Below are 21,424 nucleotides of genomic sequence, written 5' to 3' on the forward strand. Positions count from 1 at the left end.
GTTACATTCTGAAAAGGCCGAAACGCGTCTCTTCAATCGGCGCGTTCAGGCTGGCGGAAAGGGAAAGCGCCAGCACGTCACGCGTGCGACGTGGATCGATAATGCCGTCATCCCAGAGCCGGGCAGAGGCATAGAGCGGATGGCTTTGCTCCTCGAACATGTCGAGTGTCGGCTTCTTGAACGCCGCCTCCTCATCGGCAGTCCATTGACCGCCTTTCCGCTCAATGCCCTCGCGGCGCACAGTTGCCAAAACGCCAGCCGCTTGCTCCCCACCCATCACGGAGATGCGAGAATTCGGCCAGGTCCAGAGAAAACGCGGCGAAAAAGCGCGGCCAGCCATGCCATAATTGCCAGCACCGAAAGAGCCACCAACCAGCATTGTGATCTTGGGAACCGAGGTGGTGGCAACGGCCGTAACCATCTTGGCCCCATGGCGGGCAATGCCTTCGTTTTCATATTTCCTGCCCACCATGAAGCCGGTGATATTCTGCAGGAAGATCAGCGGAATGCCCCTCTGAGAGCAAAGCTCGACGAAATGCGCGCCTTTCTGGGCGCTTTCGGAGAAAAGCACGCCGTTGTTCGCAACAATACCTATGGGGCATCCTCGCAGATGGGCAAAGCCGGTGACCAGCGTTTCGCCAAACCGGGCCTTGAACTCATCAAACCGGCTACCATCAACAATGCGGGCAATGACTTCGCGGATATCGTAAGGCGTGCGCAGGTCGGCAGGAACTACATCGAAAATTTCGGCGGGATCGTAGGCTGGCTCTTCCGGCGCGGCCCATTCAACACTGGCAGGCTTTTTCCAGTTGAGATTTGCCACTGCGCGCCGTGCCAAAGCCAGCGCATGGCCATCATCCTCCGCCAGATAATCCGCCACACCCGAAAGGCGGGTGTGAACGTCGCCGCCGCCGAGATCTTCGGCACTCACCACTTCCCCGGTTGCGGCCTTCACGAGGGGAGGTCCGGCCAGGAAAATCGTGCCTTGATCCCGAACGATAATCGAGACATCGGACATGGCTGGCACATAGGCGCCACCAGCCGTGCAAGACCCCATGACCACCGCGATCTGCGCGATCCCTTGCGCGCTCATCTGGGCCTGATTGTAGAAGATGCGCCCGAAGTGATCCCGATCCGGGAAGACCTCATCCTGATTGGGTAGATTGGCACCTCCGCTATCGACCAGATAGATGCAAGGCAGGCGGCAAGCTTCGGCAATCTCTTGCGCACGAAGATGCTTCTTCACTGTCATGGGATAATAGGTGCCGCCTTTGACAGTTGCGTCATTGGCAACAACCATCACCTCCTGCCCCTCAACACGTCCGATACCAGCGATCAGACCGGCACACGGCGCCGCATCCTCATACATGCCAAAGGCAGCAGTCGCACCAATCTCAAGGAAGGGCGAGCCAATATCCAGTAGATTGGCCACCCGTTCGCGCGGCAACATCTTGCCCCGCGAAACATGGCGATTGCGTGCCTCGGCTCCCCCACCTTCTGCGGCAAAAACCGCGGCAGAGCGGATGGTCTCCAGCATGGCCAAGTGCGCGGCGCGATTTGTCTTCGCGCTCTCCGATCCGGCGATGTGTTGGGATTTCAGTTTCATCCAGTCCTCCTGGTGCCAGGCATGCGTCAGGCCATTGCTGCCATCAATTCACGACCGATCAGCATGCGCCGGATCTCTGAAGTTCCAGCACCAATCTCCATCAGCTTTGCATCGCGGAAAAGGCGGCTAACTGCGCTGTCATTCAGGTAACCAGCGCCGCCCAACGCTTGCACCGCCTGATGCGCCTGCACCATGGCCTGCTCGCTGGCATAGAGCACAGCCCCCGCTGCATCCTGCCGCGTCACCTGCCCGCGATCGCAAGCCTTTGCCACTTCGTAGACATAGGCGCGTGCGGTGTTGAGCGCGACATACATATCGGCAATCTTTCCTTGCATGAGCTGGAAATTGCCAACCGGCTGACCGAACTGTTCACGACTGCTCACATAGGGCAGCACCTCATCCAGGCAGGCCGCCATGATTCCGAGACCTATGCCGGAAAGCACCACGCGCTCGTAATCGAGACCGGACATGAGCACGCGAACGCCGCGCCCTTCCACGCCCAGAACATTCTCAAACGGCACTTCAACATCATCGAAAACCAGTTCTGCGGTGTTAGAGCCGCGCATTCCCACTTTGTCGAAATGCGTACTGGTGGAAAAGCCCTTCATGCTTTTCTCAACGATGAAGGCGGTGATGCCTTTCGATCCCGCCTCTGGATCGGTCTTGGCGTAGACTACCAGCGTGTCGGCATCCGGACCGTTTGTAATCCAGTACTTATTGCCCTTCAGAACATAGTAGCTGTTCCGCTTGGTGGCACGCAGCTTCATGGAGACCACATCGGAACCGGCTGACGGTTCAGACATGGCAAGCGCTCCGACATGCTCACCGGAAACAAGTGCTGGCAGGTATTTCTGCTTCTGCGACTCGGAGCCATTGAGCTTGATCTGGTTCACGCAGAGGTTTGAATGCGCGCCATAGGATAGGCTGACGGATGCAGAGGCGCGTGCGATTTCCTCAACCGCCACGGTATGGGCGAGATAGCCCATGCCAGCGCCGCCGAACTCCTCGCCAACAGTAATGCCAAGAAGGCCAAGCTCGCCCATTTCCTTCCACAGCGCATTGGGAAAGCTGTTGCTGCGATCCACCTCAGCCGCCATGGGCTTTACGCGCTCTTGGGCCCAGGTGTGAACTGTTTCCCGCAGCGCGGCGATGTCTTCGCCCAGATCGAATGTCATGCTGGAATGAAACACAGCAACCTCCTCCCAAAGATTGTATGTCTATTGCTGTTTCGTCAGTCGGCTCACGGAAAACCGACTGACGGCTGTGGCTCAGAGCTTCAGCGGTTCTTGAAGTCGGGTGCCCTGCGCTCCACGAAGGCGGCCATGCCTTCGCTGCGATCATCCAGGGCGAAGGTGGAATGGAACAGGCGTCTCTCCGCGATCAGACCTTCCGTCAAAGTGGTCTCAAATGCACGGTTGACGGCTTCCTTGGCCATCGCCGCAACGGGCTGAGACATAGAAGCAATGACCGCGGCAACCTTCACCGCCTCTTCCACCAGCTCCGCTGCCGGAACTACGCGAGATACGAGGCCGCAGCGTTCTGCCTCGGCGGCATCCATCATGCGACCTGTCAAAACCATGTCCATAGCCTTGGATTTGCCGACAAAGCGCGTGAGGCGCTGGGAACCGCCCATGCCAGGAATCGTGCCGAGCTTGATTTCCGGCTGGCCGAACTTTGCGCTATCGGCTGCGAGAATGAAATCGCACATCATGGCAAGCTCGCATCCGCCGCCCAGCGCATAACCGGCAACCGCAGCAATGATTGGTTTGCGCCGTCCTGTAAAAAGCGACCATTCGGCGAACTTGTCAGTCACCGCCACATCCTGAAATGTCAGCGGCTGCATTTCCTTGATGTCCGCACCGGCGGCAAAAGCCTTCTCGCTGCCGGTCAACACGAGGCAGCCAATGCTGTCGTCGGCATCCGCCTCTGCAGTTACGGCAATCAGTTCCTGCGCCACGGTGGAATTCAGCGCGTTCAGCGCCTCCGGGCGGTTCAGGCGAACCAAAAGAACATTATCGCGCTTTTCGATCAGAAGGGTCTGGTAACTCATAAATTCAAGTCCTCCGTGTGCGTATGACTTTCTCAGGCTTCGGCCAAAACTGACCGGGCCACAATCAGCCGCATGATCTCGTTCGTGCCCTCAAGGATCTGGTGAACGCGCAAATCGCGCACGATCTTCTCCACACCGTAATCCGCAAGATAGCCATAGCCACCGTGAAGTTGCAGAGCACGGTTGGCAACCTCGAAACCGGCATCCGTCACATGCTTCTTGGCCATTGCGCACAGGCGCGTTGCATCGCTGCTACCGGCATCAAGCGCCTGAGCTGCGCGCCACAGGAAGGTGCGTGACACTTCCAGATCAATGGCCATTTCCGCCAGTGTAAATTGTAGAGCCTGGAATTCGCTGAGTTTTTGTCCGAAGGCCTTGCGCTCGTTCGTGTAGGCAAGCGCCTTGTCGAAGGCAGACTGGGCACCGCCCAGCGAGCAGGCTGCAATCGAGGTGCGACCACCATCCAGCGCTTCCATGGCAAGCTTGAAGCCCGCACCTTCCGGGCCCAGCATGGCATCGGCAGATACCTTCACCCGATCCAGCATGACGGTGCGGGTCGGCTGGGCGCTCCAGCCCATTTTCTTCTCGTTGGCACCGAAAGACAGCCCTTCCGCATCCTTCTCGACCAGAAATGCCGAAATGCCTTTGGGACCGGGACCACCCGTGCGCGCCATCACGACGTAAAGATCGGTCGAGCCAGCGCCAGAGATGAACATCTTCTGCCCGCTCAGGACGTAGGCTTCACCTTCCCTCTCGGCACGGGTGGTCAGTGCCGCAGCGTCAGAGCCGCATGCAGGCTCTGTCAGGCAGTAGGAAGCCAGAACCTCTCCCGCGCAAAGACGTGGCAGATATTTCTGCTTCTGCGCTGATGTGCCATGCTTGTTGATCATGCTGGCAACCATATTGTGGATGGAGAGATAGGCGGAAATGGCCGGGCAACCCTTGGCGAGAGCCTCATAAACCAGAACGGCCTCCACGCGACCAAGGCCGGAACCGCCAAATTCTTCAGAAACCATGATGCCGCCAAGGCCAAGACCTGCCGCCTGAACAATGACATCGACCGGGAAATGTCTGTCCTGGTCCCACTCGATCGCATGTGGCGCAATCTGCTCCAGAGCGAAGCTCTCAGCCATTTCCCGAATGGCAATCTGTTCCTCAGACAGTGAAAAATCCATGTCAATTCCTCATAACATCAAGCGTGCAACGCCTTGCCCAGTCCCATCAAGGCTGCTTCCTGCACAGTCTCTCCCAGTGTCGGATGCGCGTGAACCGTAGCGGCGATATCCGTCACCGTCGCGCACATTTCGATAGCGAGCGAAAATTCTCCGGCCATTTCCGCACAGCCCTCGCCCACAGCCTGTATGCCGAGCACAAGGCCCGTCTGGCGCTCATGCACGATACGGACAAAGCCATCCTGACGTTCAAGCGTTAACGCTCGGCCATTGGCACGAAGAGAATAGGTCGAAGCCTTTACATCATGGCCTTCCGCCCTAGCCTGATCAGGCAAAAGACCAACCACGACCAGTTCCGGATCGGTGAAGCAGACCGCAGGCATGGCACGTTTATCCCACGCCACATTATGCCCAGCCAGGATTTCGGCCACGATTTCGCCTTGCGCCATGGCGCGATGCGCCAGCATTGGCTCACCCGTCACATCGCCAATGGCATAGACCCCACGCATGGAGGTACGGCATTTTTCGTCAATGCGTAGGTAGCGGCCATTCATATCGAGGCCAAGGACGTTCACTGCGGCCTCATCCAGAACCGGCTTGCGCCCCACGGTCACAAGCACTTTTTCCGCTTCCGTCTGGTGCTGCTGATCATTGATGCGTGTTGTCAGCATCCGGGTCGAATGATCGTAACTCTCGGCAACGGCACGAAGATGCACCTTTACCCCAAGCGCCTTCAATCTGGCCAGAACTGGCTTTGAAAGCTCCTCATCATATTGCGGCAGAATATGCGGCTGAGCCTCAAACACGGAGACATTGACACCGAGCTTGGCATAGGCCGTGCCAATTTCCAGCCCTATGTAGCCACCACCCACAACAGCAAGGCTTCGCGGCAGTTCCGTCAGCGAGAGCGCTTCGGTAGAAGACAGAATGTTCCCGCCAAAGGGCAGAGACGGCAGTTCGACGGGACGTGAACCCGTGGCAATGACGAGACTTTCGCAACGAATTCGCAGCGTGCCATCGCGGGTTTGGACCTCAACGCACTTTCCATCAACAATCCTGCCCAAACCATCGATCCTGCGAACGCCAGCCTTGCGCAAGAGGCCGGAAACACCGCCGGTCAACTGTCTGACCACGCCATCCTTCCAGGCCACCGTCCTTGCCATATCGATGGTGGGTTCAGCGACGAATATGCCGAGAGCAGAATGTCCATCTGCCATAGATCTGGCCGTATGAAATTGCTCGGCAGCATGGATCAGTGCCTTGGACGGGATGCACCCGACATTGAGGCAGGTTCCGCCTGGTGCGGCTTTCTCCACGATAATCGTATCCAGCCCCGATTGCCCACAGCGAATGGCGCAGACATAGCCGCCGGGGCCAGCACCAAGAACCAGCACTTTGCATGAAAGATCGGTCATTCCATCAATCCTTCATGAAAATCAGGGCTGGCGTTTCGAGAAGGGTTTTCATCCTCTGAACGAAGACCGCCGCATCCCAACCGTCAATGATACGATGGTCGAAGCTGGCCGATATATTCATCATGGTGCGCGGTACGAAGGCGCTGCCGTTCCAGCTTGGCCGAACCGCCATGCGGTTGACGCCAAGGATGGCAACTTCCGGCTTATTGATGATCGGCGTCGTGGCAATCGCGCCCAGATTGCCAAGCGAGGTGATGGTAATGGTTGAGCCGGAAAGCTCCTCGCGCTTGGCCTTGCCCGCGCGGCAGGCTTCAGAGAGGCGTGATAACTCGGCTGCAATTTCAAAGAGACCTGCTGATTGAGCATCTCTCAGCACCGGCACCATCAAGCCAGCATCGGTCATGGTGGCGATGCCGATATGGACAGCGCTGGAATAGTGAACCTCCTCCGCCTCATCGTCATAGCGCGCGAAGATCTTGGGGCAGCCGTCCTTGGCCTTCACGAGCGCGGCAGCCATCAAGGGCAAAAGCGTGAGCTTCGGCTTGTCACCCCTCGCCTCGTTGAGTTTGGCGCGAAGCGCCTCGAGTTCGGTGACGTCAACTTCTTCCACAACGGTAATGTGCGGAATAGCGGCATTGGCCTCACTCATGCGTCTGGCGATCATCTTGCGCAGACCCGCAACCTTGACCGTTTCCACCACTTCCTTCTGCGTGAACTTCCCAGGGGCAGGCGCGGCAGAACCCGCTTGGTTGAACAAGCGGTCGAGATCGTCATGGGTGATGCGTCCGGCGGGTCCAGTTCCCGCAACCGCGCGAAGATCGATGCCCCCGCTCCTTGCTCTCGACCGCACCGCTGGCGACGCCAAAACTGATGCGCCTTCCGCCCGAACAGGAATGGCGGCTGCAGGAGGTGAGACTTTCGAAGCCGCTACCGCAGGTCGCGACGCCTCCTCTTGAAGGGGGCAAGCCTGTTTCGTTTCTACCTTTGACCCTTTCAGCTGTTCTACCAGTGGAGTTTCAGACAAGGATTGAAGGATTGGTTCTGATGAGTTTGCATCATCCTCGATCCGGACAAGATCCGAACCAATGGCCATGCTTTTGCCCACCTCACCGCCGATCCATATGACCTTGCCGCTATAGGCAGATGTAATTTCAATGGTTGCCTTGTCTGTCATCACGGCGGCGATTGGATCGTCCTCCCGGACCACATCACCTTCCTTGATGAGAATTTCAGTCAGTTCGGCCTCAGTCACGCCTTCGCCAACATCCGGGAGCCTGATTGTCCGAATTGCCATATCAAGCCTCCATCACTGCTTGCAGAGCGCGGGCCACGCGCTCCTGACCAGGGAAATAATCCCATTCGAGCGCATGTGGATAAGGCGCATCCCAGCCCGTGACGCGCTGAATCGGTGCTTCGAGATGATAGAAGCAGGCCTCCTGAACACAGGCTATGATTTCCCCCGCCAGACCAGAGGTTTTGGTCGCCTCATGCAGCACAACGCAGCGGCCCGTCTTGCGCACGGAAGCCTCGATGGTTTCCAGGTCGAGGGGCAGCAGCGAACGTAAATCGATGATCTCCGCATCCACCCCGAGCGCCGCCACGGCAGCTTCCGCAACGAAAACCATCGTCCCATAGGTCAGGATGGTCACCGCGCCGCCTTCGCGATGAATACGCGCCTTTCCAATCGGAACCGAATAATGCCCTTCCGGCACTTCGCCGAGCACATGGTTCTTCCAGTTTTGCGCAGGCGCCTTGTGGTCGCCATTGAAGGGTCCGTTATAGAGCCGCTTCGGCTCAAGAAAGATAACTGGATCCTCGCCTTCCATGGCTGAAATCAGAAGCCCCTTGGCATCATAAGGGGTGCAGGGCTGCACCACTTTCAAGCCTGCCACATGGGTGAACAAGGCTTCTGGGCTCTGGCTGTGTGTCTGCCCGCCAAAGATGCCGCCGCCGGTGGGCATGCGGATAACAATCGGACAGGTGAAATCTTCATTGGAGCGATGACGAATGCGCGCCGCTTCCTGCGTAATCTGGTCATAGGCAGGATAGACATAATCCGCGAATTGAATCTCAACGCAGGGCTTCATGCCTTGCGCCGCCATGCCGATGCCCAGCCCGACAATCGCACTCTCGTTGATCGGCGTATCGAACACGCGTTCTTCGCCGTATTTCTTCTGAAGTCCTGATGTGCAACGGAAGACACCGCCGAAATATCCGACATCCTCGCCGAATATGACCACCTTCGGATCCCGCGCCAGCATGACATCCATGGCATCGCGCAAGGCTTCGATCATTGTCATCTTGCCCATATCAGACCCCCATTTCCTGCCTCTGGCGGCGGATATGCTCAGGCATATCCGCATAGACACCCTTGAAGATGCTTGCGCCAGGAATGGGCTGCGGATCGATCATGGTTCCTGCAGCTTCAACCCTCTTCTGCGCCTCCATCACTTCGGCAAGGATCTGCGCCTCGGCTTGGACATGCCGCTCTTCGGTCCATTCCCCCCGCACAATCAGGTGCTGCTTAAGCCGTTCAATCGGGTCTCCCAGCGGCCAGGCCAGCGCCTCATCCTTGGCACGGTAGGCGCTCGGGTCGTCTGACGATGAATGCGCGCCCACCCGATAGGTGTACCATTCCACAAGAATGGGGCCGTGACCGGCGCGAACGCGCTCCGTGGCCCACTTCGAGGCCGAAAGCACCGCCAGATAATCATTCCCGTCCACTCGAATGGCGGGAATACCGTAGCCGAGCGCCCTTGCCGCATAGGTGCGCCCATGTCCGCGCGCCACGCCGGTATAGGTAGAAATTGCCCACTGGTTGTTCACGACATTGAGGACGACCGGCGGCCAGTAGGACGAGGCCGAAAGCAAGGCCGTGTGAAAATCGTTTGAGGCTGTCGAGCCATCGCCAATCCAGCCAATCGCAATATTCTCTTTGCCAGTCAGCGCGTTGGCCATGGCCCAGCCGACAGCATGCACATATTGCGTGCCGAGATTGCCGGAAACGGTAAAGTAGCCATAGTCCCGCGCTGAATGGAGCGTGGGCAATTGCCGCCCTTCCAGCGGATCGAAGCTGTTGGAGTAGAACTGCCCCATGAGCTTTTCCAGGGGGTAGCCGCCGGCGATCAAAAGTCCTTGCTGCCGATAGGTTGGAAAGTTCATGTCGCCTTGGCGCAAATTGCGTTGAAAGCCGCAGGCTATCGCCTCCTCTCCTACAGCCTGAATGTAGAAGGACATCTTTCCCTGGCGCTGTGCATTCAGCATCCGCATATCCAGAATGCGCGACATCATCATATCGCGCAGACCGGCTCGCAAAAGCTCGATATCAGCCATGCCAAGATAGTCTGCCCAAGGACCGACTGCATGCCCCGCATCGTCCATGACACGGATCAGAGAGTTGGCATGATCGATACAATCTGAAGCTTCCACGTCATGCGGAAGAAGCGGAAGCACCCCGGCCTCGGGAATTTCATGGGAAGAAAAGTCGGGCTTTTCGCCAGGGCGTGCGGGCGGGTGCGCGAAGTTGAGCTTGCAATGCGAAGTCACGTTCTTCTCCTCCAAAGAAGTGCATTCGAAATAGTGCGGGGGCAGCTATCGTGGACAGGTCTCCTCCTCGCCACGATAGCTCTGCCTGATCGTTTCCCCGCCCTCCTCGACGGGAAAACCTCCGCTCTGTGCAAGAAGTGTATGGCAGTCCGACGCGAAATGTCCGGGCTTTCTTATGTACCTTTGAGCCATAGTTAGAAACAAACCAGCCCTTTGCGTGAAATAAAACTTAAAGCTGGTCTAAATGGGCAGGATCGCCGATCCGCAGGACAAGAAAAATCCGGCCCTTATGCAGGACCGGACATGCCTTCTCAGATATAGATCAGACTGAAAAGTGCGCGCCAGGCTGCGTGAGGATGTCAGCCGGCTCTGCGTAGTCCCTCGGCGCGAGCATTGGCTCGGCCAGCGCTTTCGCCAATTCTGAAGCGTCCCACCAGAATGGCAAGGTTGCTGGCGTCGGCCGCGACGGACTCACTGACAGCAGATGTTTCCTCCACCATCACGGCATTCTTCTGCGTCATCTGATCGATAGAGCCGACAGCGGAGCTGATTTCCTGCAAACCCCGGGTCTGTTCCTTCGATGCATTGGTGATGGCATCCATCTTCAGGTCGATCTCTGCGACAAACTCGTTAATACGCCCGAGTGCCGAACGTGCCTGACCGACAAGCTGAACACCGGATGACACCTCCGAAGCAGAACTGCGGATAAGTGCCGTAATATCGTGCGCCGCTGAGGCAGATCGCTGTGCCAAATCCCGCACTTCTTGCGCCACCACGGCAAACCCCTTGCCCGCTTCGCCCGCTCGTGCCGCTTCCACCCCTGCATTCAGAGCCAGGAGATTGGTCTGGAAAGCAATCTGATCAATAAGATCGATGATCTGGCCAATTTGCTCGGATGCACTTTCGATGCGCTTCATGGCGCCGACCGCATCGCTGACAATCTGGGTGGAGTCGGTTGCCGATTGCTTGGCTTCCTGAACCAAAAGGCGTGTCTCTTCAGCCCTTTCAGACGAAGACTGAATATTGGCTGTCACCTGCACCAGCGAGGCTGATGTCTGCTCAACTGCGGCTGCCTGTTGTTCCGTCCGGCGGGCAAGCTGGGCAGCAGCCTCGCGCATGGCCGACGCACGCTCTTCCAGATGAGAAGTCCGGGCAAGGACTTGTTGCAAGGTGCTGCGAAATGTGGCGATGGACTGGTTGAAATCCAGGCGCAAAGCTTCGAACCGGGCTTCGAAAGGCGTATCTATGTGGAAGCTGACATCACAGTCAGCCAGCCGCTTCAATCCCGTCTCAAGCGCCTCCGTTACAACCTTCAGCTGGGCTGCCTCCTCGGCCTGCAGGCGCGCCTGCTCTGCCAGAGCGTTTTCGTTCTGTTGACGTCGCAGATCGATTTCAGCTTGCAGACGTTCCCGCTCGATGCCTGCCAGCCGGAACGCATCAACGGATGTGGCGATGCTTCCGATTTCATCCTGACGTGAGAGAAACGGCACCTTGATTGTAAGCTTGCCGCCCGCAAGCTGCCGCATTGTCTCAGAGAGGACGAGCAGCGGCATGATGGCACGGCGACGGACCAGCCAAAGACCGGCCAGGAAGATGATGACAGATAGCGCGCTGCCCGTCAGCGCCAGGATTTTCATGGTCTGGCCCGTGCTCGTTGCAATCGCCTCGGAGCCACCAAGCCATTTATCCGAGGTGGTTGCCAGGGCAACCACTGCGTCCCGATGGACATTGAAGGCTTCGCGAAGGAGGGAGAGGGATTGCTGCACATCTTCGGGCTTGCCTTGGCTGGCCGCCTTTTGGAAATCGCCATTCATACGCTGCCAGAAAACATCGCCCTTCGCCAGCACATCATCCAGTCCGGTACGAATTTCAGGCGGCAGAGCCTTTTGCGACCAGAATGTCCGCCGCTGTCCATAGGCATCTGCAAGCGCGGCTATGCGCTGCAGGTTGGATGGCATCAAGCTCGGCTCAATAGAGGCTTCGTTTGCCAGCATATAGGCTTCAACAATGAACAAGGGCGGCGGCAGAATATCGGCTACCAGATCCTTGCCGTCCACGATCTGATCATAAACCGGCCCCTTCACGCGCAGTTTTTCAAACGTGGCTGTTTGTAAACCTATGCCAAGCACAAGACCCAGCGTTACAATTACCGCGAAGGACAGAATGAGGTTGTTGATGTTGAGGCGTGGCACAGCTTGCTCCAATGGCATCACAGCAAGAACGAAACTTGCGTTTGCGCGCATTTAGCCTTCATTTTGATTAATATTGATATAATTCGAAACAACCATAGTACAACGTACGTTGACATTCGGTCGTATTCACCGCCGCCAACTATTCGTGTTTCTTAATACAACTGCACGACAACAGATGCGAAATGCGCAACTCATGGGAATGGCTCCCGGGATATTCTATGCACTGGCATTCAAGATCCGCCTCTCGCGCTCTGATTTTCTTTTTTTGATCCCGCTCTCATAGGCAAAAGGGTGCACACATGTGCTGCTGGCTCGGAGTGAAAACAAAAAAGGCCGCAGTCTCAAGCGAGACTACGGCCTTTAATCTGTTCAGAAACCTGTTAGCGCCGCTGGTTATAAACGTCCACGCACACCGCGCCGAGCAATACCAGCCCCTTGATGACCTGCTGGTAATCAATGCCGATGCCAAGGATGGACATGCCGTTATTCATAACGCCCATCAGGAACGCGCCGATAACTGCACCCGTCACCTTGCCGACGCCGCCATAGGCAGAAGCACCGCCAATGAAGCAGGCTGCAATGACGTCCAGCTCAAAACCAGCACCAGCCTTCGGAGTGGCGCTGTTCAGACGCGCAGCAACCACGAGACCGCCTAGAGCCGCCAGCACGCCCATGTTGGCGAAGGTCCAGAAGACCAGACGGTTCGTCTTGATGCCGGACAGTTCAGCAGCGCGTGCGTTACCGCCGACAGCATAGATCTGACGGCCGATGATTGTGCGGTTTGTGAAGAACCCATAGGCAGCAATAAGAAGTGCCATGATGATCAGCACATTCGGCATGCCGCGGTGCGAAGCAATGAGGTACGCGACGTAGCTTACGGCAGCGAGAACAACGATGTTCTTGGCGACAAAGAAACCGAAAGGCTCGGTCTCGACCCCATGCGAAACGCGCCGTCCACGGTTCTTGATGTTCTGCCAGACGAGGAAGGCAGCCACAGCAACGCCCAGCGCGAGCGAAGTCAGATAAATGCCACCTTCCGAGGAGATGAACTCGGGGATGAAGCCCGATGACAACCTCTGGAAAGTCACATCGAACGGACCGATCGAACGACCGCTCAATACGGCAATCATGAAGCCGCGGAACACAAGCATGCCTGCGAGTGTCACGATGAACGACGGAATCTTCAAGTAGGCGACAAAATAACCCTGCACCGCCCCGATGACGCCACCGAGGATGAGGCAGAGAATGCCTGCGGTTACAAAGTCGAAATTGTACTGAACCATCATCATGGCCGCGACTGCGCCGATGAAGCCAGCCACCGAACCAACGGACAGATCAATGTGGCCCGTTACAATAATCAGCAGCATACCCAGCGCCATGATGACGATATAGCTATTCTGCATGATGATGTTGGTGAGGTTCAACGGCTTCAGCAAAATGCCGCCGGTCGCAACCTGGAAAAAGATCACGATTACGAGCAGCGACAGCAGCATCCCGTATTCGCGAAGATTATCCTTCAGGAACGCGGTCGCCGAAGGGCGCGCGGACGCGGATGTTTCGTTCGTGGTCATTCGTCTCTCCCCTTGCGGCGCATGATGGCGCGCATGATGTTCTCTTGCGTGGCGCCCTCGCCGGCAACTTCGCCGACGAATTCACCTTCGTGCATGACCAGGATGCGATCACAAATCCCGATCAGCTCCGGCATTTCGGAGGAGATCACCACGACTGCCTTTCCGGCATCCGCGAGTTCGTTGATAATGGAATAGATTTCGTATTTCGCACCGACGTCGATACCGCGTGTCGGCTCGTCAAGAATGAGCAGATCAGGCCCGGTAAAGAGCCACTTCGACAGAACAACCTTCTGCTGGTTGCCGCCAGAAAGCTTGCCCGTTTCCTGATAGACATTATGGCTGCGGATGCGCATACGCGCGCGGAATTCCTGCGCCACCTTCATCTCGGCGATGTCATCAATCACGGCGCGGTTAGAAACACCGGGTAGATTGGCAAGCGAGATATTCTTGCGAATATCCTCTGCCAGGATCAGCCCGAGATGCTTTCTGTCTTCCGTCACATAGGCAAGACCTGCATCGATTGCCTTATTGACGGTCGATACATCCACTTCCTGGCCCTTCATGCGGACCGTACCAGTGATGTTGCGGCCCCAGGAACGACCGAAAATGCTCATGGCGAATTCAGTGCGCCCCGCACCCATAAGGCCCGAGATGCCGACCACTTCGCCAGCACGGACCTTCATGCCAACATTCTTGACCACCTGACGGTGCGAATGCTGCGGGTGATAAACCGACCAGTTATCGACTTCGAATATGACGTCGCCGATCTTCGGCTCGCGCTTGGGGTAACGGCTTTCCATGTCACGATCGACCATGCGCCGAATGATTTCGTCCTCGGAAATCTCGCCAGCATGACAGTCCATCGTGCCGACCGAGCGACCGTCGCGCAAAACCGTAATCTGGTCTGCGACTTCCGAGATCTCGTTCAGCTTGTGGCTGATGAGGATTGACGTGATGCCCTGGTTTCTGAACTCCTTCAGAAGCTCCAGAAGCGCAGCACTATCCTTTTCGTTGAGTGAAGCCGTCGGCTCATCGAGAATAAGCAGACGCACGTCTTTTGACAGCGCCTTTGCAATCTCAACCAGCTGCTGCTTACCAACGCCCAAATTCGTGATGAGCGTATCAGGCTGCTCGTTCAGGCCAACCTTGGCCAGCAGCGCCTTTGTGCGCTCGTGCACCGCAGAACGGTCGATCACGCCAAAACGAGATGGCGCATTGGCGAGAAAGATGTTCTCGGCAATGGACATCAGCGGGATCAGTGCCAGTTCCTGGTGAATGATGATGATACCGAGAGCTTCGGAATCGTTGATGTTGCGGAACTGCCGCTCCTCGCCCGCAAACAGGATGGAGCCGTCGTAGGATCCGTGCGGATAGACGCCGGACAGAACTTTCATGAGGGTGGACTTGCCAGCGCCATTCTCACCGACCAGCGCGTGGATTTCTCCTTCGCGAACGGTGAAACTGACGTCAGTCAAGGCCTTGACCACGCCGAACGATTTGGAGATGCCGCGCATTTCCAAGATCGGTGGGCGCTCGGCCGCAGTGACAGGTGCGAGCATGCCATCATCTCCGATGGGAAACAAAGAATGCGGCGGCACGAGCAAACGCGCCGCCGCACTGTTAATGATAGAATTACTTCAGCTGGTCTTCCTTGTAGTAGCCGCTGCCAACCAGGATTTCTTTCCAGTTGGACTTGTCGACTGCAACAGGCTTCAGCAGGTAGGACGGAACGATCTTCTTGCCGTTGTCGTAGGTCTTGGTGTCATTGACGATCGGCTCCTTGCCGTTCATCGCCGCATCAACCATGTCCACGGTCACCTTGGCCAGTTCGCGCGTGTCCTTGAAGATCGTGGAGTACTGTTCGCCAGCGATGATCGACTTGACGGACGGAACTTCAGCATCCTGACCGGAAACGAACGGCATCGGCATGTCGCCAGAACCGTAGCCTACACCCTTGAGCGAGGAGAGGATACCGATGGAGATACCGTCATAGGGAGACAGAACTGCATTGAGCTTCTTGTCGGCGTAGAATGCGGACAGGATGGCATCCATACGCGCCTGAGCGGTTGCACCGTCCCAACGCAGTGTGGAAACCTTGTCCATGCCAACCTGACCGGAACCAACCTTCAGGACGCCCTTGTCGATCAGCGGCTGCAGAACGCTCATCGCGCCGTTGTAGAAGAAGAAGGCGTTGTTATCGTCCGGAGAACCGCCGAAGAGTTCGATGTAGAACGGACCCTTTTCCGTGTCAGCCTTCAGAGCCTTGACGAGAGTCGTTGCCTGAAGAACGCCAACCTGGAAGTTGTCGAAGGTTGCGTAGTAGTCAACATTCGGCGTGTCACGGATCAGGCGGTCGTAAGCGATAACCTTGATCTTCTGGTCAGCAGCCTGCTGGAGAACGTCAGACAGTGTGGTGCCGTCGATCGAAGCAACAACGAGAACCTTGGCTCCCTTGGTGATCATGTTTTCGATCTGAGAAAGCTGGTTCGGAATGTCGTCTTCCGCATACTGCAGGTCAACATCGTAACCGCGTTCTTTGAGAACCTTGACCATGTTGTCGCCGTCGGCGATCCAGCGGGCAGAAGACTTCGTCGGCATCGCAACGCCAACCAGGCCCTTTTCGGCTGCGCCAGCAGGTGCAGCGAATGCCATGGCGGCAAACATTGCTGCAGTCGTCAAGTATTTCATCATTTTCATTATCTGCTCTCCTCCTTGGTCGAGGCCCCCATCGAGCCCGCCAGTGTTCGCAAGCGAATCCTGCTCTCCGCAAGATTCGCTTGTTCCTTTTCTATCAGTGATTGTCGCGCGGAATACCTTCCGTTTGTGCAATGCGCTGATATTTCACAGCCGGTTCCAGAACGGCTCCGGTCTCCATCTGCCCCACGATACCGCGCTGGATTTCCTGCCACGGTGTCTGGTGCTTCGGATACTTGTAGCCACCATTCGCTTCAAATTCGCGACGGCGCTCTGCGAGTTCTTCGTCAGAAATCAGAATGTCGGCCTTGCCGCGACCCACATCGATACGCACGCGGTCGCCAGTTTTCAACAGTGCCAGGCCACCGCCTGCTGCCGCTTCCGGCGATGCGTTGAGAATGGACGGGCTGCCGGACGTACCCGACTGGCGGCCATCGCCGATGCACGGCAGGGAGGTTACACCTTCCTTCAGCAAGTAGCTTGGTGCGCGCATGTTGACCACTTCAGCCGCGCCCGGATAACCGATCGGACCTGCGCCACGCATGAAAAGCACCGTGTTGGCATCGATGCCAAGTGCCGGATCGTCGATGCGGTGGTGATAATCTTCCGGTCCATCGAACACGACGGCACGGCCTTCAAAGGCGTCCGGGTCGTTCGGGTTCGAAAGATAACGATCACGGAACTCCTTCGAAATCACGCTGGTCTTCATGATGGCGGAAGAGAACAGGTTGCCGCGCAGAACACGGAACCCTGCACGCTCCTTCAGCGGCTTATCGTAGGGACGGATAACCTTGTCGTCTTCGATCACGGCGCCACGGCAGTTCTCGCCAATGGTCTTGCCGTTGACCGTCAAGGCATCTTCATGAATGAGGCCCTGCTGCATCAGCTGGTTGACGACAGCGGGAACACCGCCTGCGTGGTAGTAATCCTCGCCGAGATACTCACCAGCCGGCTGCAGATTGACGAGAAGCGGCACTTCTTCGCCATAGGTCTGCCAGTCATCAACCGTCAGCTCTACGCCCAGGTGACGGGCCAGACCGTTCAGATGGATCGGCGCATTGGTCGAACCACCGATAGCGGAGTTGACGCGGATCGCATTGATGAAGGCTTCCTTTGTCATGATGTCGGAAGGCTTCAGATCTTCCTTGACCATTTCAACGATGCGCAAACCGGTGAGGTAAGCCATTTCCTGACGGTCGCGATAGGGTGCCGGGATGGCTGCGGAGCCCGGCAGCTGCATGCCCAGGGCTTCTGCCAGCGAGTTCATCGTGGTCGCAGTGCCCATGGTGTTGCAATAGCCGGTGGACGGCGCAGACGATGCAACCAGCTTGACGAAACCGGCATAATCGATTTCGCCCTTCGCCAGAAGTTCACGGGCTTTCCAGACAATCGTACCGGATCCGGTCCGCTCGCCGCGGAACCAGCCGTTCAGCATGGGACCGACGGACAGAGCAATCGACGGGATGTTGACCGTGGCCGCCGCCATGAGACAGGCAGGCGTTGTCTTGTCACAGCCAATCGTCAGGACAACGCCGTCCAGCGGATAGCCGTAGAGAACTTCAACAAGGCCCAGATAGGCAAGGTTACGGTCAAGGCCAGCCGTGGGGCGCTTGCCGGTTTCCTGAATCGGGTGAACCGGAAACTCGATGGCAATGCCGCCAGCTTCACGAATGCCTTCGCGCAGGCGGTTCGCCAGTTCCAGGTGATGGCGGTTGCAAGGGGACAGGTCAGAGCCGGTCTGTGCGATACCGATGATCGGACGATCCGACTGAAGCTCGGCCTGGCTGAGGCCAAAGTTCATGTAGCGCTCAAGATAGAGCGCCGTCATATCGGCATTGGCAGGATTATCGAACCATGCACGCGAACGCAGCTTGCCATTCGGGCCAGTTTTGGAAGGGAGATTGTCAGAGTTGCTCATGATTGTCTTCTCAAGCAGGAAATGGGTTCAGCTGGCGAAATCAGTCCTCGAAGGACTCAACAACATTGCGGCGGCCAAGCATAAAGGCATCCGCGACGTGCACCAGCGGCGAAAAATCCGTATCCGAGCGGCCAGACCCGACCAACTCGACAAAACGACCATAGAGATTCCGGTATTCGCGATCCTCTTCAACGATCTGCGCTTTCCCATCGACAATGAGACGGCTGCCGCCATGTGTCAGAACGACAGGGCCTTCATCGGTCTCAACACGAATATCCCAGGTCTGCGGACCTGTCTGCCGCCAGTCGAACGCTGCAGAAACCTTGATGCCACCGGCACTTTCAAATGTGAGGTCCGCCGCAATCGGCGCTGCCCGATTGGCCGGGAAGGACAATTCGGACGAAACGAGATGGAAGCTTTCCGGCATGATGCGCGTAACGATGGAGAGCGCGTTGATACCCGGATCGAAAACGCCCAGGCCGCCCGGCTCCCAGATCCACGCCTGGCCGGGATGCCAGTGGCGCACATCTTCCTTCCACTCGACTTCCACGGAGCGAACCTTGCGCTCGCTCAGAAGCTTGCGGGCAGGCTCAACAGCGGCAGATTCACGCGAGTGCCAGGTCGCAAAGAGGCTGACGCCCTGCTTCTGCGCCAGGGCTTCCAGCGCAAAGACCTCAGCGATTGTCGCACCCGGAGGCTTTTCCAGCATCACATGCTTGCCCGCAAGAAGGGCAGCACGTGCCTGCTCGAACCGGCCCTGCGGCGGCGTGCAAAGCGAAACCGCATCGACCTCGACACCGGATGCGAGCAAAGTGTGAATATCGGGAAAGCATGCAATGCCATCGAGAGCGGCATTACGGCTGGCGACAGCCACGAGATCGATGCCCTGCGTGGCTTCAATCGCACCGAGATGCTGATCTCGAGCGATCTTCCCCAGACCAACGATTGCAAGACGAATGGAAGGCATAGCCACCTCCAATCAGAGCTTGCGAATGGAAACAGGCGTTTCCTTCGCAACGGTCAGCGGGTTTGAAAGAGGCAGCTTGAAAGGTGCCGCAGAAATTTCGAACACGTCACCCACCTCGGTCTTCACGCCTTCGGAGAAGGAAAGGGTCGCCGTACCGAAGAAGTGCACATGCAGATCGCCAGGGCGGCGGAAGAGATCATACTTGAAGTTATGATACTCGAGGTTCGCAATCGTGTGCGACATATTCGCCTCACCCGACAGGAAGGGCTTCTCGAAGATCACCTGATCGCCGCGGCGAACGCGCGATGTGCCCTCGACGTGATCGGGCAGATCTCCAACCAGAAGCTCGGCGCCGAGAGAGGCCTGACGAAGCTTTGAATGCGCGAGCCAGAGATAGTTGCCCTTCTCGGTCACGTGATCTGAAAACTCATTGGCGAGACAGAAGCCGAGGCGGAAGGGCGTACCATCCGGGCCGATGAGATAGATGCCAGCCAGTTCCGGCTCTTCGCCGCCGTCCAGCGCAAAAGAAGGGGAAACCAGCTCCTCACCCGTGGCGCGCAGCTGGCTGCCGTCACCCTTGTAGAACCACTCAGGCTGGACACCGACTTCACCAGCCTTTGGCTTGCCGCCTTCAACGCCCATCAGGAACATGCGCATCGAATCGGTTGGCTTTTCAGTCGATTGCGCAGCCTTGTGCATCTTGTCACGACCATCGGCGGAGCCGAGATGGGTGAGCCCTGTACCTGCAACAATGAAATGCGCAGGATCAGGATGCGCAACGGGGATCAGAAGGCGCTTTTCAGCCTGCGCCTTTTGCAGATCGACAACAGCACCCTTCGGCTGCTCGGCGATCTGCTCTGCGAAGGAGCGGCCCGCCGAGATGGCCTTCGATGCCAGCTCGTAAACAGAAGAAACACCCTCGACAACGAGAGCGTCGCCCTCACCATCCCAAGCAACCACGCGCGGCTGCCCATCGACCAGAACCTGCAGAAGTCTCAACATTTTAACCCGATGTCCGTCTTTTTGAAGCCACGGCAAACCGTGGCACCTCCCTGCGCCAAAGCGCGATTTCAAAAATATGACTATTAGGTGCAGAGACCCCTTGTCAAGCACATCACCGAAGGCTTCCATGCCGCATGGAAACCATGACAGCACAGGGCTTTAAGGCTATGTGAGGCATTTATATCGATTTAACTTCAGAGTCACACGATTTTTTTGGGGGATTCACAAAATAGCACTTCTCAAAAGTATTATTATATGATCTTTCTGCCGCCGTTCACTGCTGATCATCTCTGGGAGGATAAAGATGAAACAGGCACTCGCAACGATTGCGGCGGCATTTTCCATTTCTTTGGCAGCTAGCGTTTCAGCGCAGGCCATGACGGTTGGCTTCTCGCAGATCGGTTCGGAATCGGGGTGGAGAGCTGCTGAAACGACGGTTACCAAGCAGGAAGCCCAAAAGCGCGGCGTGACCTTGAAGTTCGCGGACGCACAGCAGAAGCAAGAAAACCAGATCAAGGCAATTCGTGGCTTCATTGCTCAGGGCGTTGATGCGATTTTCGTTGCACCGGTTGTTGCAACCGGCTGGGATGCTGTTTTGAAGGAAGCCAAGGAAGAAAAAATTCCTGTGATCCTTCTCGACCGCGAAATAGAAGCACCTAAGGATCTTTATCTGACAGCCGTTACGTCCGACACGGTTCATGAAGGCAAGGTAGCTGGCGATTTCCTTGTGAAAGACGTAGCTGGCAAGGATTGCAAGGTGGTCGAACTTCAAGGCACCACGGGCTCTTCGCCTGCCATCAACCGCAAGAAAGGCTTCGAAGAAGCCATCAAGGGCCATGACAACATCAAGATCGTGCGCTCGCAGACCGGGGACTTCACCCGCACCAAGGGTAAGGAAGTCATGGAAAGCTTCATCAAGGCGGAAGGTGGCGGCAAGGGCATCTGCGCAGTCTATGCCCATAATGACGACATGGCCGTTGGTGCCATCCAGGCGATCAAGGAAGCTGGCCTGAAGCCGGGCACCGATATCAAGGTTGTCTCCATCGACGCAGTTCCAGATATCTTCAAGGCCATGGCAGCCGGCGAAGCCAATGCCACCGTGGAACTGACACCCAACATGGCGGGTCCGGCATTCGATGCGTTGATGGCGTATCTGAAGGAAAAGAAAGAGCCGCCAAAGTGGATCCAGACTGAATCCAAGCTCTATACGGCCAAGGATGACCCGATGAAGGTCTACGAGTCCAAGAAGGGTCTCGGCTACTAAGACAACATCCGGCCTGCGTTGGCCGAG

16 protein-coding genes are annotated in these 21,424 nt (G+C 57.1%); 1 reads left to right on the forward strand and 15 read right to left on the reverse strand.

Annotated features, from left to right (window positions below; translation table 11 throughout):
* Window position 1: 1 nt before the first annotated feature.
* From ACFSE1_RS05580 to araD1, 15 genes are all read right to left on the reverse strand, one after another.
* A complete protein-coding gene (locus tag ACFSE1_RS05580) occupies window positions 2-1,606 on the reverse strand; it encodes a carboxyl transferase domain-containing protein (RefSeq protein WP_377397605.1) in 1,605 nt (534 codons plus the stop codon).
* A 26-nt stretch (window positions 1,607-1,632) separates the two neighbouring features.
* Entirely contained in the window at window positions 1,633-2,781 is a 1,149-nt protein-coding gene (locus ACFSE1_RS05585) for an isovaleryl-CoA dehydrogenase (protein WP_465269759.1), read from the reverse strand.
* 101 nt (window positions 2,782-2,882) lie between these two features.
* Window positions 2,883-3,656 carry an enoyl-CoA hydratase gene (locus ACFSE1_RS05590; protein ID WP_377397611.1) on the reverse strand — a complete coding sequence of 258 codons (774 nt, stop codon included), beginning with the start codon at window positions 3,654-3,656 and terminating at the stop codon, window positions 2,883-2,885.
* Window positions 3,657-3,688: 32 nt separating this feature from the next.
* On the reverse strand, window positions 3,689-4,831 hold the full coding sequence (locus ACFSE1_RS05595) for an acyl-CoA dehydrogenase family protein (protein ID WP_377397614.1): 1,143 nt from the start codon (window positions 4,829-4,831) through the stop codon (window positions 3,689-3,691).
* 17 nt (window positions 4,832-4,848) lie between these two features.
* The gene (gene lpdA / locus ACFSE1_RS05600; RefSeq protein WP_377397617.1) at window positions 4,849-6,243 is read right to left on the reverse strand and encodes a dihydrolipoyl dehydrogenase; all 1,395 of its coding nucleotides are present in this window, start codon (window positions 6,241-6,243) and stop codon (window positions 4,849-4,851) included.
* Between the two features lie 4 nt (window positions 6,244-6,247).
* Window positions 6,248-7,537: a dihydrolipoamide acetyltransferase family protein gene (locus tag ACFSE1_RS05605; RefSeq protein WP_377397620.1), complete on the reverse strand. Its 1,290-nt coding sequence runs from the start codon at window positions 7,535-7,537 to the stop codon at window positions 6,248-6,250.
* Between the two features lies 1 nt (window position 7,538).
* Window positions 7,539-8,552, reverse strand: coding sequence for an alpha-ketoacid dehydrogenase subunit beta (locus ACFSE1_RS05610; RefSeq protein ID WP_377397623.1), 1,014 nt, complete (start codon window positions 8,550-8,552; stop codon window positions 7,539-7,541).
* 1 nt (window position 8,553) lies between these two features.
* A complete protein-coding gene (locus tag ACFSE1_RS05615) occupies window positions 8,554-9,789 on the reverse strand; it encodes a thiamine pyrophosphate-dependent enzyme (protein WP_377397626.1) in 1,236 nt (411 codons plus the stop codon).
* Window positions 9,790-10,148: 359 nt separating this feature from the next.
* Window positions 10,149-12,032, reverse strand: coding sequence for a methyl-accepting chemotaxis protein (locus tag ACFSE1_RS05620; RefSeq protein ID WP_377397629.1), 1,884 nt, complete (start codon window positions 12,030-12,032; stop codon window positions 10,149-10,151).
* Between the two features lie 329 nt (window positions 12,033-12,361).
* Window positions 12,362-13,552, reverse strand: a complete 1,191-nt coding sequence (gene mmsB / locus ACFSE1_RS05625) for a multiple monosaccharide ABC transporter permease (RefSeq protein ID WP_377397632.1) — start codon at window positions 13,550-13,552, stop codon at window positions 12,362-12,364.
* Window positions 13,549-15,111: a multiple monosaccharide ABC transporter ATP-binding protein gene (mmsA, locus tag ACFSE1_RS05630; RefSeq protein ID WP_377397635.1), complete on the reverse strand. Its 1,563-nt coding sequence runs from the start codon at window positions 15,109-15,111 to the stop codon at window positions 13,549-13,551. Before mmsA ends, mmsB begins: the two co-directional genes overlap by 4 nt.
* Window positions 15,112-15,184: 73 nt before the next feature.
* The gene (gene chvE, locus ACFSE1_RS05635) at window positions 15,185-16,249 is read right to left on the reverse strand and encodes a multiple monosaccharide ABC transporter substrate-binding protein (protein ID WP_377397637.1); all 1,065 of its coding nucleotides are present in this window, start codon (window positions 16,247-16,249) and stop codon (window positions 15,185-15,187) included.
* A gap of 94 nt (window positions 16,250-16,343) precedes the next feature.
* A complete protein-coding gene (locus ACFSE1_RS05640; protein ID WP_377397640.1) occupies window positions 16,344-18,164 on the reverse strand; it encodes an IlvD/Edd family dehydratase in 1,821 nt (606 codons plus the stop codon).
* 40 nt (window positions 18,165-18,204) lie between these two features.
* Window positions 18,205-19,131: a Gfo/Idh/MocA family protein gene (locus tag ACFSE1_RS05645; protein ID WP_377397643.1), complete on the reverse strand. Its 927-nt coding sequence runs from the start codon at window positions 19,129-19,131 to the stop codon at window positions 18,205-18,207.
* A 12-nt stretch (window positions 19,132-19,143) separates the two neighbouring features.
* Window positions 19,144-20,133, reverse strand: a complete 990-nt coding sequence (gene araD1, locus ACFSE1_RS05650; protein WP_377397647.1) for an AraD1 family protein — start codon at window positions 20,131-20,133, stop codon at window positions 19,144-19,146.
* Window positions 20,134-20,437: 304 nt separating this feature from the next.
* On the opposite strand from araD1, the gene ytfQ reads away from it, so the two are divergent.
* A complete protein-coding gene (ytfQ, locus tag ACFSE1_RS05655) occupies window positions 20,438-21,397 on the forward strand; it encodes a galactofuranose ABC transporter, galactofuranose-binding protein YtfQ (RefSeq protein ID WP_377397650.1) in 960 nt (319 codons plus the stop codon).
* The last annotated feature ends 27 nt before the right edge of the window (window positions 21,398-21,424 follow it).

The sequence above is a fragment of the Affinirhizobium helianthi genome, assembly GCF_042680945.1.
Taxonomy (GTDB): Bacteria; Pseudomonadota; Alphaproteobacteria; order Rhizobiales; family Rhizobiaceae; genus Neorhizobium; species Neorhizobium helianthi.